This window comes from Methylopila sp. Yamaguchi (assembly GCF_002897035.1).
In the GTDB taxonomy this organism is placed as follows: domain Bacteria; phylum Pseudomonadota; class Alphaproteobacteria; order Rhizobiales; family Methylopilaceae; genus Methylopila.
This window is the reverse complement of record NZ_BAUX01000009.1, coordinates 138754-151783: the sequence shown is the minus strand read 5'-3', so window position 1 is coordinate 151783 and position 13030 is coordinate 138754. Positions and strand designations below refer to the sequence as shown.

Below are 13030 nucleotides of genomic sequence, written 5' to 3'. Positions count from 1 at the left end.
GGACTGCTTGCGCCTGACAAGCAGCCCTAGGCGCGCCCTTAGAGAATGAACTGGCTCAAGTCCGCGTTCTTCGCGAGGTCGCCGACGTACTTGCGCACGTAGTCGCCGTCGACGGTCACCGTCTCGCCGGTGCGGTCGGCGGCGGTGAAGCTGATCTCGTCAAGCACCCGCTCCATCACCGTCTGCAGCCGTCGCGCGCCGATGTTCTCGACGCTGGAGTTGACCTCGACGGCGATGTCCGCCAGCGCGTCGACGCCGTCCGCGGTGATGTCCAAGGTCACGTTCTCGGTCGCAAGCAGCGCCACGTACTGCTTCACGAGGCTAGCCTCGGTGTCGGTGAGGATGCGCACGAAGTCCTCGCGATCGAGCGCCGACAGCTCCACGCGGATCGGGAGGCGCCCCTGCAGCTCCGGCAGCAAATCCGAGGGCTTCGCCACATGGAACGCGCCCGAGGCGATGAACAGGATGTGGTCGGTCTTCACCGGCCCGTGCTTGGTGGCGACGGTGGTCCCCTCGATCAGCGGCAGCAGATCGCGCTGCACGCCTTCGCGCGAGACGTCCCCGGCGCGGCCCTCGCGGGCGCAGATCTTGTCGATCTCATCCAGGAACACGATGCCCGCGTTCTCGACCGCCTTGATGGCCTCGGCGACAAGCTGCTCCTGGTCGAGCAGCTTGTCGGACTCTTCGGCGATCAGCGCCTCGTGGCTGTCCTTCACCAGCACGCGGCGAGTCTTCTTCTGGCCGGGCATGCCCTTCCCGAAGAGGTCGCCGAGCGAGATCATGCCGACCTGGCCCGGCATGCCCGGTATCTCCATCATGGGAGCGCCCGACGAGGCCACCTCGATCTCGATCTCCTTCTCGTCCATCTCGCCGTCGCGCAGCTTCTTGCGGAAGCTTTCGCGCGTCGCGGGGCTTGCGGTGGCGCCGACCAGCGCGGTCACCACCCGCTCCTCCGCCGCCATGTGGGCCTTGGCGGCGACGTCCTTGCGCTTGGTCTCGCGCGTCAGCCCGATCGCGACCTCGACGAGGTCGCGGATGATCTGCTCCACGTCGCGGCCGACATAGCCGACCTCGGTGAACTTGGTGGCCTCGACCTTCAAAAACGGCGCGTTGGCGAGCCGCGCCAACCGGCGCGAGATCTCGGTCTTTCCGACGCCAGTGGGCCCGATCATCAGGATGTTCTTCGGCTGCACCTCCTCGCGCAGATGGCCGGTGAGCTGCAGGCGGCGCCAACGGTTCCGAAGCGCGATCGCGACCGCGCGCTTGGCGTCGCGCTGACCGACGATGTGCCGGTCGAGCTCGGAAACGATTTCGCGGGGGGAAAGGTCGGTCATGACTGGCCTTGGAAACCTGGACGAACGGGAGGGAGGACCGCGCGGGCGCGGGCCGGCAGGGCGGCGAGGACGAGCCGGCGCGCCGGTCGCCAGCCCGCCCCGAGCGTGACGACGAAGCCGCCAAGAAGCACGAGGGTGAGCGCGAAGATCGCGCCGGGGTCGATGTCGGTCTGCGCGACGAGAACGCCGATGGCCGCGCCGAAATAGATCAGCCCGGACATCAGCAGCGCGCGCCGGTCGATCGCGAGCGCGACGAGAGCGAGGGCGAGCATGATGGCGACGACGAGCCCGGCCTCGGGACCGGTCGGGGCGCTCGGCTCCGCAACGGCGAAGGAGAGAAGCGCGTGCACGATCATCGGCGCGGCGAGGAGGTGCAGCCAGAAGGCGTGGTCCGCGGCCAGGGTCGTCCGGCTTGGGTCCTTCAGGTCGTAGCGCATGGCGACGGCGAACACCGCGAGTCCCAGTCCGAGCAGCAGGCCGTCCCAGTGAGCTTCCACGGAGCCAGGCGCGACGGTCTCGAGCGCAGCGAGCCCGAGGCCGATCACGCCGCCGGCGATCAACAGGCTCGAGAACGGCAAGCGGAAGCGCAGCCGGAACGCCACGGCGGCCGCGAGCCCCACGCCTGCCACGGCGAAGAACGTCGCGCCGCCCGGCGCGTCGGCGAAGGCGCCCAGGGCGAAGGCGGCGGCGGTCACGGCGTAGGTGACGAAGCCGAGCGCGAGCACGATGCTCGGAAGCACCAGCCTCTGCCGGCGGGCGAAGATCTCGGCGAGCGCCCAGATCCCGCCCGCGCCCAGCGCGAATGCGGCGGCGTGCGCGCTTTCCGGAACTACGGCCATCACCGCCAGACGGAAGCCGATCAGCACGGCCGCCAGTCCAAAGCTCATGAACACGTCGTGGAAGCCGCGGACGAAGCGCACGTCCTCGCGATCCGCCGCGTCGAGCGGGGAGGGAGCCTCCTCGTCGCGCGTCAGGAACGCGCGCAACCTGTCGGCGGCCCCCCGGTCGATGACGCCCGCCGCGACCGCCGCGGCGAGATCGTCAGCCGACGGTCTCAAGACTCTCAACCGTGACGTTGCCGTTGGTGTAGACGCAGATGTCGGCCGCGATCTTCATCGCCTTGCGCACGATCGCCTCGGCGTCCGCGTCGGTGTCGGCGAGCGCCCTGGCGGCGGCGAGCGCGTAGTTGCCGCCGGAGCCGATCGCGGCGATCCCGTCCTCGGGCTCGAGCACGTCGCCGGTGCCGGTGATGACGAGGGCCACGTTCTTGTCGGCCACCAGCATCATCGCCTCGAGCCGACGGAGGTAGCGGTCGAGCCGCCAGTCCTTCGCAAGCTCGACCGCCGCGCGCAGAAGCTGGCCGGGGTGTTGCTCGAGCTTGGCCTCGAGGCGTTCGAACAGCGTGAAGGCGTCGGCGGTCGCGCCCGCGAAGCCGGCGATGACCTGCCCCTTGGCGATGCGCCGGACCTTCTTGGCGGTCGCCTTCATCACCGTCTGTCCGAGGCTGACCTGCCCGTCGCCCCCGATGACGACGCGGCCGCCCTTGCGGACGAGCACGATTGTCGTCCCGTGAAGAATGATCTCGGACATGGAGGCTCCCGCAGGGACTGTTGTGGGAGCTCAGGTAGGCATTCCCGGCGGCGGCGAAAAGGGCGTCGCCGCCGACGCTTGCGCCGGCGTCAGGCGCCTCGGCTGGTCTCGAACAGGAACCAGGCGCGCTTCTCGGCCTCGTCGATCCAGTTCTCGATCAGGCTCGCGGTCGCGACGTCCTCATGTTCGTCCGCGAGGTCGTGCGCTTCCCGCAGCCGCTTGACGTGGTCGCGGTTGTCGTCGCGCAGCTCTGCCAGCATGTCCTGCGGCGTCACGAAGTCGGCGTCGTTGTCCTTGACGCGCTGCAGGCGCGAGATGTGGCCGATCGAGCGCAACGTCGTGCCGCCGATCTTCCGCACGCGCTCGGCGATGTCGTCGGTCGTCGCCAGGATCTCGGCGGCCTGTTCGTCGAGCAGCAGGTGGTAGTCGCGGAAGTGCGGCCCGCTCATGTGCCAGTGGAAGTTCTTGGTCTTCAGGTAGAGCGCGTAAGTGTCCGCAAGGATGGCGTTCAGAGCGCCCTCCAGATCGCGGATCGCGTTCGATCCCAGGTCGGTCGGAGTCGCGAGCGCCGCCTTCTTGCGCGCCCGGACCTCCTCGGTCGGTTTCTTGGCCATGGCAGTCACCTCGGTATGAAACCGGACGAAGCGCCGGCGAGGGTTCAAGTAGAGAGCAAGTCGACGCCGTCGATATGCGCCCGCGGGCGCCGCAGATGCGCTATGCCGACTTGTGGGAGGCGTGCGTTGGCCTTGGACGCGCCGCCGTGCTATCGACCCCGCGTTCCCACGACAGATCCGCGACTGCGTTCGCGGGCGTTCAAGAGGCTTTCATGCGCCGCGCCGAGGTGACCCGGACGACCGCCGAAACCGACATCGCGCTCTCCGTCGATCTCGACGGCTCGGGCGTGTCGACGATTTCCACCGGCGTCGGCTTCCTGGACCACATGCTGGAGCTGCTGTCGCGCCACGCCATGATCGACATGGAGATCAAGGCCAAGGGCGACGTGCACGTCGACTTCCACCACGTCACGGAAGACGTCGGCATCGCGCTGGGGCAGGCCGTGCGCAAGGCGCTCGGCGACATGAAGGGCCTCACCCGCTACGCCGACGTCCACATGCCGATGGACGAGACCCTCACCCGCGTCGCGATCGATGTCTCGGGGCGGCCGTTCCTCGTCTGGCGCACCGCGTTTCCGACCCAGAAGGTCGGCGCGTTCGACACCGAGCTGGTGCGGGAGTTCTTCCAGGCGTTCGCGACCCACGCGGCGGTGACGCTGCACGTCGAGACGCTTTATGGCGCGAACTCCCACCACATCGCGGAGTCCTGCTTCAAGGGGCTCGCGCGCGTTCTGAAGACGGCGTTCGCGCTCGATCCGCGCGCCGGCGACCGGCTGCCCTCCACCAAGGGCCGCATCGGCGACTGACGTCTTTCAAAGGCTGACCCACGTTGCAGACCTGGCTGATCTACGAACCTCCCGGCGGCGCCGCGCGCACGCTCGACGACGCCGAACGCTTCGTCGTGCTGCGCGAAGGTTTTCACAAGCTCGCCTTCCTCGCGCCGGCAATCTGGCTGCTCTATCGGCGCTGCTGGATGGCTTTCGCGCTCTACATCGCCGCCGAGGTCGCGCTGGCGGTGGTCGCGCGGGGGCTCGAGCTTCGCGGCGGCTCGGCGCTCGTCTTCGCGCTGCTGCCGAACCTCGCGGTCGGCTTCGAGGCCTCGTGGCTGCGCGCCCGCGCTCTCGAGCGTCGCGGCTACGCCTACGTCGCCAGCGTCTTCGCCCGCGGCCGCGAGGAGGCGGAGGCGCACTTCTTCACCGACTGGCTCGCTGACCAGACGCGCGAGACCGCGCGGCCGCAGCCGTCCGGCACGCCCTACCGTCCGGCGCAGCCGGCGTTCAGCTTCTTTCCCCAGCCCGGGGCGGCGCGGTGACGATCGCGGTCGTCGACTACGGCGCCGGCAACCTCCGCTCGGTCGAGAAGGCCCTGACCCGCGCCGGCGGCGAGGGCGTGATCGTCACAAGCGACCCCGCGAAGGTCGCCTCCGCCGACCGCGTGGTCCTGCCCGGCGACGGGGCGTTCCCTGACTGCCGGACGGCGCTCGGCCAGGCCTCCGGCCTCGGCGAGGCGCTGGATGAGGTCGTGACGCGGCGCGGACGACCCTTTCTGGGTATCTGCATCGGCATGCAACTGCTCGCCACCACGGGCGAGGAGTACGAGGAGACGCCGGGGCTCGACTGGATTCCCGGCCGGGTTCGCCGGATCGAGCCTGGCGACGCGCGGCTGAAGGTGCCGCACATGGGCTGGAACACGCTCAACCCGCACCGCGACCACGCGCTGCTTGACGGGCTGGCGCTCGGGCAGGGCGGCTTGCACGCCTATTTCCTGCACGCCTACCACCTCACGCCGAACGATTCCGACGACGTCGTCGCCTCCGCGACCTACGGCGGCGAGGTCACGGCGCTGGTGGCGCGCGGCAACGTCGCGGGCGTCCAATTCCATCCCGAGAAGAGCCAGACCCTTGGCCTCGCTTTGCTCGCGAACTTCGTCAGGTGGCGTCCGTGATCCTTTACCCCGCGATCGACCTCAAGGGCGGCTCGGTCGTCCGGCTGCGCCAGGGGGATATGGACCAAGCGACGGTCTACGGGCGCGATCCCGGCGCGCAGGCCAAGGCCTTCGTCGCCGAGGGCTTCGAGTGGATCCACGTGGTCGATCTCGACGGAGCCTTCGCAGGCGCCAGCGTCAACGCCGCAGCCGTCGACTCGATTCTCGATCAGGCGCAGGTCCCCGTGCAGCTCGGCGGCGGCATCCGCGACATGAAGGCGGTCGACGCCTGGCTGAAGCGCGGGGTCGCCCGCGTCATCATCGGGACCGCGGCGGTGCGCGACCCGGAGTTCGTGAAGGCCGCCGCCAGGGCCCATCCCGGCAAGGTCGCAGTGGGGGTCGACGCTCGCGACGGGCGCGTGGCGGTGCAGGGCTGGGCCGAGCTGTCGGACATCACCGCGCTCGATCTCGCACGCCGGTTCGAGGACGCCGGCGTCGCCGCGATCATCTACACCGACATCGCCCGCGACGGTCTGCTCGGAGGCCTCAACCTGGAGTCGACCCGCGATCTCGCGGAGGCCGTGACGATCCCGGTGATCGCCTCGGGCGGTCTCGCCGACATCGAGGACGTCCGCCGCCTTCTCGCGCCGGAAAACGGCGCCATCGCGGGCGCGATCACAGGCCGCGCGCTCTACGACGGCCGGCTGAACGGACGCGAGGCGCTGGCCTTCGTGCGTGCGGCGAAGACCGCGGCAGTCTAATACCTGCACGACGTGAGGCGCGGCGTTAAAGATCAAGCATAGCCGGCGCCTCTGTAGTAGAAAGCTCATCGCGCTCCCCCGGCGCGATGGAATATGATCACATGACTACGGCCGCCGAGCGCGACGCGCGCTTCATGCGCAGCGTCCTCGCCGCCTCGGACGACTGCATCAAGATTATCGATCTTGAAGGACGTCTCGTCTTCATGAGCGAGGGCGGCCAGCGGGTGATGGAGATCGACGACTTCAACGCGCTGGCCGGCTGCAACTGGCCGGACCTTTGGACCGGCGCCGGAAATCTTCACGCCAAGGCCGCGATCGCGGCGGCGGCCGACGGCCGGAGCTACCGCTTCCAGGACATCGCCAACACCGGCAAGGGCAATCCTCGCCATTGGGACGTGCAGGTGAGCCCGATCATCGGCCCAGACGGCCGCCCGGAGTCGATCCTGTCGGTCTCGCGGGACATCACCGCGCTCAAAGCTAGCGAAGAGCGGCACAAGCTGCTGGCCGCCGAACTCAATCACCGCATCAAGAACCTGCTGACGCTGGTGCAGGCGATCGTGGGCCAGACCCTGCGGGCCGGCGGCGACGTCGCGCAGGCGTTCCACGCGCAGATCTCGGAGCGGCTGGTCGCGCTGGCCAAGGCCCAGGACAGCCTAATGAAGACGACGTCCGCCGAGGCGGACCTCGACGCTTTGGTGCGCAGCGTGCTCAAGCCCCACGGGCTCGGGGAGCGCGTACGGGTCGACGGGCCGCCCGTGCGGCTCGCCGATAGGGCGGCGATGGCCTTCGCTCTCGCGGTGCACGAGCTCGCGACGAACGCGGTCAAGTACGGCGCGCTGTCCGCGGACGGCGGTCGCGTCGACCTCAGCTGGCGGTTCGCAGACGGCCTGCTCCATTTTGAATGGCGCGAGGTGGGCGGACCGGAGGTTTCGCCCCCGACGCGGCGCGGCTTCGGATCGCATCTCATCGAGCGGGCGCTGTCGGGCTATCTCAGCGGCGAGACCAAGATCGCCTATCGCGCTGAGGGGGTCGTCGTGACGCTTGCCGCGCCGATCGCGGCGCTGCTCGCCGGCAACTGAAATCCCGCTTGGCCCGACGTGCGCCTTTGATCTTGCGGGCGTGCTTGCCTATAGGAGCGGTGCCGAGCTTTGTGTCGCATCCTTGTCGCTTGGGCGGCGCGACGCAGGCGGCCCCTGACAGAGACGAAAAAAGACGACGGCACGCATGCTGAAGATCCGCGTCATTCCCTGCCTCGACGTCAAGGACGGCCGCGTGGTCAAGGGCGTCCAGTTCGTCGACCTGCGCGACGCCGGCGATCCGGTTGAGGCCGCGATCGCCTACGACGCCGCAGGCGCCGACGAGCTCTGCTTCCTTGACATCACCGCGAGCCACGAAGAGCGGGCGATCCTGCTCGACGTCGTCGCCCGCACGGCGGAAAACTGCTTCATGCCGGTGACCGTCGGCGGCGGCGTGCGCTCGGTGGCGGACGTGCGCGCGCTGATGCTGGCCGGCGCCGACAAGGTCTCGATCATGTCCGCCGCGGTGAACGACCGCTCGGTGGTGGCGCGGGCGGCGGAGAAGTTCGGCGCGCAGGCGATCGTGGTCGCGGTCGACGCCAAGAAGGTTTCGCAGCCGGGCGAAGCCGACCGCTGGGAGGTCTTCACCCATGGCGGCCGTCGTCCGACCGGTCTCGACGCCGTGGCCTATGCGGCCGAGGTCGCGAGCCTGGGCGCGGGCGAGATCCTGCTGACCTCCATGGACCAGGATGGCGCCAAGCACGGCTACGATCTCGCGCTGGTGCGCGCGGTGGTGGACGCGGTCCCGGTGCCGGTGGTGGCCTCCGGCGGCGTCGGCACGCCGGAGCACATGGTCGAGGGAGTCACCAAAGGCGGCGCCAGCGCCGTGCTCGCCGCCTCGATTTTCCACTTCGGCGAGTACACGATCGGCGAGACCAAGGCCGCCATGGCCGCCGCCGGACTTCCGGTCCGGCTTGATCCGGCGGCGTGAGGGATCCGATGACCGGCTTCACCCTGGGCGATCTCGCCCGCATCGTCGCCCAGCGCGCCGACGCCTCCACGGCCGAGACGTCCTACACGCGCTCGCTGGTGGAGGCCGGCCCCGCCCGCTGCGCCAAGAAGCTGGGGGAGGAGGGCGTCGAGGCGGCGCTCGCCACCGCCTCGGGAACGAAGGTCGAACTCGTGGCCGAGGCCGCGGACGTGCTTTACCACCTGTTGGTGGCTCTTCGGGTACGAGAGGTCGACCTCGCAGAGGTGATGGCCGAGCTCGAGCGCCGCACCCTGCAGTCGGGCCACGCGGAAAAGGCCTCCCGGGAGCGCTGATGGACGACCGGCCGCGGATCCGAAATCCCTCGCCCTACGCCACCTTCACCCGGCAAGACTGGGCGAAGCTCCGCGCCGACACTCCGCTGACCCTCGACGCCGCCGACCTCGAGCGCCTGAGCTCGCTCAACGATCCGATCGACGTAAACGAGGTTGAGCAGATCTACCTGCCGATCTCGCGCCTGCTCGCCTTCTACGTCACGGCCCGCCAGCAGCTCTTCCGCGCGACCCAGCGCTTCCTCGGCCACGGCGAGACACGGGTGCCCTACGTGATCGCGGTGGCGGGGTCGGTCGCCGTGGGCAAATCGACGACCGCCCGCGTGCTGCGCGCGCTGCTCGCCCGCTGGCCCGCGACGCCGAAGGTCGATCTCGTCACCACCGACGGCTTCCTGCTGCCCAATGCGGTGCTTCAGCGCGAAGGCCTGATGAACCGCAAAGGCTTTCCGGAAAGCTACGACGTCCAGGCGCTGATCCGCTTCATCTCCGACATCAAGGCCGGCAAGCGCGAGGTCACCGCCCCGGTCTACAGCCATCTGGTCTACGACGTGGTGCGCGGCGAGCAACTGGTCGTCGACCGGCCGGACATCGTCATCCTCGAAGGGCTGAACGTCCTTCAGACCGGCGACAAGCCCCAGAACGGCCGCGTCACGCCCTTCGTGTCGGATTTCATCGACTTCGGAATCTTCCTCGACGCCGACGAGCCGCTGCTCCACCGTTGGTACGTGGAGCGTTTCATGCGCCTGCGGGAGACCGCGTTCCGCGATCCGCAGTCTTACTTCCGCAAGTACGCGCAAGTGTCGAAGACCGAGGCGATGGAGCAGGCGGAAAAGCTCTGGGCCGACATCAACCTGCCGAACCTGCGCGAGAACATCCGCCCCACCCGGCCGCGCGCCGATCTGATCCTGAAGAAGGGCCGCAGCCATCGGATCGACGAGGTCCGGCTACGGAAAATCTGATCGCGCCGGACCGCATCCTCACGCGAGCGCAGCTCGACGCCGCGCTGGACCGGCTGTGCGCGCTCGACCCGCGGCTGGCCGCCGTCCGCGCGGTCTGCGATCCGCCGCCGCTCCGGACGCTGACGCCCGATCTCGCGGGGCTGGTGTGGATCGTCAACTCTCAGCTCATCTCGGTCGCGGCCGCAAAGGCGATCCATGGACGACTGGAGGCCGCGCTTGGGCGGCTCGACCTCGCGACGCTCTCCGCCGCGCCGGACGATGTCTTTCGCGCCGCAGGCCTCTCGCGCCCGAAGCTGAGGACCGTGCGGGCGCTTTGCTATGCGGTCGAAAGCGGCCTCGACCTCGAGGCCTTGAAGCAGATGGAGGAGGAGGACGCCCGCACGACGTTGCTGCGCGTGTCCGGCGTGGGCCCTTGGACGGCGGACGTCTTTCTCCTGTTCGCCCACGGTCGTCCCGACGCTTTTCCCGGCGGCGACACCGCCGTTCAGGCGGCGCTGAAGGAGGCGTTCGACCTGCCCGCGCGGCCGGACCGGCTGGCGGCCGAGGCGCTGGCCGAGCGCTGGCGGCCGCTGCGGGGAGTGGCGGCGCAACTGCTCTGGGCCTATTACCTCAGGGCGCGCGGCGGCCGCGATGGCGCGCCGGCCCCGCACAGACCCGAGACGACCGAGGAGCTTCGATGACAGCGATCGACGGACCCCGCCTCGCCCCCGCTTCCGGACATGCAAAAGCGCTCGTCGTCTTCCTGCACGGCTACGGCGCGGACGGAAACGATCTCATCGCCATCGGCCGGGAGTGGCGCAAGCTGCTGCCGGACGCGGCCTTCGTCGCGCCGCACGCGCCCTCGCTTCTGCCGGGCTCGCCCATGGGCCGGCAGTGGTTCCCGCTGACCTTCCGCGACCCGGACGAACGTCGCCGCGGCGTGATCGCCGCCCGTCCCGACCTCGACGCCTTCCTCGACGCCGAACTCGCCCGCGCGGGCGTCGCGCCCGAAAGGCTGGCGCTGGTCGGTTTCAGTCAGGGCACGATGATGGCGCTGCACGTCGGCCTGCGCCGCAGAGTCCCGCCGGCGGCGATCCTTGGTTACTCCGGCATGCTGGTCTCGCCGGAGGTCCTCAAGGACGAGGCGACCGGCAAGCCCCCGATCCTGCTGATCCACGGCGACCGCGACGAGGTCATCCCGATCGACGCCCTGTTCGCCGCGACGGACGGCCTCGGGGCGGCGGAGATTCCCTGCGAGTGGCACCTTTCGCCCGGCCTCGGCCACGGCATTGACGGCGAAGGCCTGCGTCAGGGCGCAGCCTTTCTGGCGAGCGCGTTCGCTCCTCGAAAAACATTCGCTCGTATGGCTTCACAAGGCTGACACACGACATGTAGAGTATCGCCCAGCGTCGGCCGGCGCGCCGGCGCTCATGCAAGGAGTGCTCGGTGACGGTCGCCGTTTCACCTGACGCGTGCCCGGCCTTGGTGTTGAACGCGGACTACCGTCCGCTCAGCTACTACCCGTTGTCGCTGTGGTCCTGGCAGGACGCCATCAAGGCGATCTTCCTGGACCGTGTGAACGTCATCTCCCATTACGACCGCGAAGTGCACAGCCCCAGCTTCGAGATGAAGCTGCCCTCGGTGGTGTGCCTGAAGACCTACGTCAAACCGGCGCGCAACCCCGCGTTCACCCGGTTCAACGTGTTCCTTCGCGACCGGTTCGCATGCCAGTACTGCGGCACGCGCGAGGACCTCACCTTCGACCACGTGATCCCGCGCTCCCGAGGCGGCCAGACCACCTGGGAGAACGTCTGCGCGGCCTGCTCGCCCTGCAACCTGCGGAAAGGCGGCCAGATGCCGGCGGACTGCGGGATGTACCCGGCGCAGACCCCGTTCCAGCCCTCAGTGCACGATCTGCACCAAAACGGCCGCGCCTTTCCGCCGAACTACCTGCACGACAGCTGGCTCGACTATCTCTACTGGGACAGCGAGCTCGAGCCGTAGCGTCGAGCGGCCGGCGGCGGCTTGAGCTGTGCTGGGGCGGTCACGCAAAAGCCTGTGATGGCGAGCCTTCTCAGAGCAAAGCGAGAAGGAGCGAAGCGCCTGGTTTTCCAGCCGCGTCGCTAACTGTGGCCGATAGGCGACATCCCGCTGTCGCCCTGTTTTCGCTCGATTTTCCCCTGATGGCGGCCATGCCCTGCCTGGACACCGACGACGTCGCGCGCCGCGCCGGCGCCGGTCCTTGTGGGGTAGAGTCAAATGACGTCGAACATCAACCGCCGGTCGTTTTGCGGGGTCCTGCTTGGCGCAGGCGCGCTCGCAGGCTGCGGATCGATCAGCACGCCGGGGCGGGACGTTGGGGGCGGGCATGATCCGGCGGACATCGCGCGGTACGGCGCGCGGCCGGACGAACTCTATCCGCTGCCCGCCACCGACATATCGCGGGTGAACCGGAAATGGCTACGGCAGGCGGTCGCCTATGACGGCTACGAGACGCCGGGGACGATCGTGATCGACACCCAGGCGCGGTTCCTCTACCTCGTGCAGGAAGGCGGGGCGGCGCTGCGCTACGGCATAGGCGTAGGCAAGGAGGGGCTCGCCTTCGAGGGCTCAGCGCGCGTCGGCCGCAAAGCGAAGTGGCCACGCTGGACGCCGACGCCCGATATGATCGCCCGCGAGCCCGAGCGCTACGGCCCCTACGCCGGCGGCATGGCGCCGGGCTTGGACAACCCGCTCGGTCCGCGCGCGCTGTACCTCTTCCAGGGGAACCGCGACACGCTGTTCCGCATCCACGGAACGACCGAGCCGCTCTCCATCGGCCGCGCCGTGTCGAGCGGCTGCATTCGCCTGTTCAGCCAAGACATCATCGACCTTTACGACCGCGTGCCGACCGACACGCCGGTGGTCGTGATCCAGGACGGTGAGATCGATCGGCGGCCGGCGCCGGAGATCGCGGCGGCGCCCTATCCGGCGGCCGAGGGCGGCGACTATGACCGCTGGGAGGCCGAACCGGCGCGGTGGTGAGGCGCGCCGCGGCCCAGCCGCCGTGTCGCGAGAGCCGCGACCGCGGCGAGGCCGAGGGCGATGAGCGCGTTGTAGCCGGCGAGCGAGAGACCGAGGAAGCGCCACGCGGCCCGGTCGCAGGGGACGATTCGCGTCGTCTTCATCTGGGCGAGCAGGCCGCCAGCCGATGTCGGCGCGGCGTTCGCGCCGGCGCAACTGGTCGGACCCGGCCAGAATCCCCATTCGACGCCGGCGTGGTAGGCGCCGAGAACGGCCCCGCCGAGAAACAGCAGGGCGAGGGCTACGAACAGGAGCTTCGACGCGGCATGGCCGCGGAGCGCGAGCAGGCCCGCGAGCAGCGCCAGCGGCGCGCCGAGGTAATAGGGCCAGCGCTCCCACAGGCACAGCATGCAGGGCACGTAGCCGAAGCCATGCTCGAACACGAGCGCGCCGCCGACCGTCGCCGCCGCTACGACCGCGATCGCGACGCCGGCGGCCGCGGGAGAGCGGAGAGGGGAGGCCGCCATAGCC

17 protein-coding genes are annotated in these 13030 nt (G+C 69.5%); 12 read left to right on the top strand and 5 right to left on the bottom strand.

The genetic code is table 11. The features are described from left to right. Nucleotides 1-38: 38 nt before the first annotated feature. The 4 genes from hslU to METY_RS12365 all read right to left on the bottom strand — a co-directional run bounded on the left by hslU (nt 39) and on the right by METY_RS12365 (nt 3538). On the bottom strand, nt 39-1334 hold the full coding sequence (gene hslU, locus METY_RS12380) for an ATP-dependent protease ATPase subunit HslU (RefSeq protein ID WP_103121697.1): 1296 nt from the start codon (nt 1332-1334) through the stop codon (nt 39-41). Further along, entirely contained in the window at nt 1331-2392 is a 1062-nt protein-coding gene (locus tag METY_RS12375) for a hypothetical protein (RefSeq protein WP_103121696.1), read from the bottom strand. The genes hslU and METY_RS12375 overlap by 4 nt, the downstream gene beginning before the upstream one ends. Beyond that, nucleotides 2376-2924, bottom strand: a complete 549-nt coding sequence (gene hslV / locus METY_RS12370; protein ID WP_103121695.1) for an ATP-dependent protease subunit HslV — start codon at nt 2922-2924, stop codon at nt 2376-2378. The genes METY_RS12375 and hslV overlap by 17 nt, the downstream gene beginning before the upstream one ends. Nucleotides 2925-3013: 89 nt before the next feature. Then, on the bottom strand, nt 3014-3538 hold the full coding sequence (locus METY_RS12365) for a Dps family protein (protein WP_103121694.1): 525 nt from the start codon (nt 3536-3538) through the stop codon (nt 3014-3016). 212 nt (nt 3539-3750) lie between these two features. On the opposite strand from METY_RS12365, the gene hisB reads away from it, so the two are divergent. From hisB to METY_RS12305, 12 genes are all read left to right on the top strand, one after another. After that, nucleotides 3751-4344: an imidazoleglycerol-phosphate dehydratase HisB gene (hisB, locus tag METY_RS12360; protein WP_103121693.1), complete on the top strand. Its 594-nt coding sequence runs from the start codon at nt 3751-3753 to the stop codon at nt 4342-4344. A gap of 23 nt (nt 4345-4367) precedes the next feature. Further along, nucleotides 4368-4850, top strand: coding sequence for a DUF2628 domain-containing protein (locus METY_RS12355; RefSeq protein ID WP_103121692.1), 483 nt, complete (start codon nt 4368-4370; stop codon nt 4848-4850). Further along, nucleotides 4847-5482, top strand: coding sequence for an imidazole glycerol phosphate synthase subunit HisH (hisH, locus tag METY_RS12350; protein WP_103121691.1), 636 nt, complete (start codon nt 4847-4849; stop codon nt 5480-5482). The genes METY_RS12355 and hisH overlap by 4 nt, the downstream gene beginning before the upstream one ends. Continuing rightward, on the top strand, nt 5479-6222 hold the full coding sequence (gene hisA, locus METY_RS12345) for a 1-(5-phosphoribosyl)-5-[(5-phosphoribosylamino)methylideneamino]imidazole-4-carboxamide isomerase (RefSeq protein ID WP_103121744.1): 744 nt from the start codon (nt 5479-5481) through the stop codon (nt 6220-6222). The genes hisH and hisA overlap by 4 nt, the downstream gene beginning before the upstream one ends. A gap of 101 nt (nt 6223-6323) precedes the next feature. Then, nucleotides 6324-7301 (top strand): sensor histidine kinase, encoded by a 978-nt coding sequence (locus METY_RS12340; protein ID WP_160147354.1) that lies wholly within the window; start codon nt 6324-6326, stop codon nt 7299-7301. Nucleotides 7302-7446: 145 nt separating this feature from the next. Beyond that, nucleotides 7447-8229 (top strand): imidazole glycerol phosphate synthase subunit HisF, encoded by a 783-nt coding sequence (gene hisF, locus METY_RS12335; RefSeq protein WP_103121689.1) that lies wholly within the window; start codon nt 7447-7449, stop codon nt 8227-8229. Between the two features lie 8 nt (nt 8230-8237). Next, the gene (locus METY_RS12330) at nt 8238-8561 is read left to right on the top strand and encodes a phosphoribosyl-ATP diphosphatase (protein ID WP_103121688.1); all 324 of its coding nucleotides are present in this window, start codon (nt 8238-8240) and stop codon (nt 8559-8561) included. Continuing rightward, entirely contained in the window at nt 8561-9517 is a 957-nt protein-coding gene (coaA, locus tag METY_RS12325) for a type I pantothenate kinase (RefSeq protein WP_103121687.1), read from the top strand. Before METY_RS12330 ends, coaA begins: the two co-directional genes overlap by 1 nt. A 143-nt stretch (nt 9518-9660) precedes the next feature. After that, nucleotides 9661-10197, top strand: a complete 537-nt coding sequence (locus METY_RS12320; protein WP_244593632.1) for a DNA-3-methyladenine glycosylase family protein — start codon at nt 9661-9663, stop codon at nt 10195-10197. After that, a complete protein-coding gene (locus METY_RS12315) occupies nt 10194-10877 on the top strand; it encodes an alpha/beta hydrolase (RefSeq protein WP_103121686.1) in 684 nt (227 codons plus the stop codon). Before METY_RS12320 ends, METY_RS12315 begins: the two co-directional genes overlap by 4 nt. A 65-nt stretch (nt 10878-10942) precedes the next feature. Continuing rightward, the gene (locus METY_RS12310; RefSeq protein ID WP_103121685.1) at nt 10943-11500 is read left to right on the top strand and encodes an HNH endonuclease; all 558 of its coding nucleotides are present in this window, start codon (nt 10943-10945) and stop codon (nt 11498-11500) included. 255 nt (nt 11501-11755) lie between these two features. Continuing rightward, on the top strand, nt 11756-12520 hold the full coding sequence (locus METY_RS12305) for a L,D-transpeptidase (RefSeq protein ID WP_103121684.1): 765 nt from the start codon (nt 11756-11758) through the stop codon (nt 12518-12520). On the opposite strand, the gene METY_RS12300 is transcribed toward METY_RS12305, so the two are convergent. Beyond that, entirely contained in the window at nt 12484-13026 is a 543-nt protein-coding gene (locus tag METY_RS12300; protein WP_103121683.1) for a disulfide bond formation protein B, read from the bottom strand. The genes METY_RS12305 and METY_RS12300 overlap by 37 nt on opposite strands. Nucleotides 13027-13030: the final 4 nt, after the last annotated feature.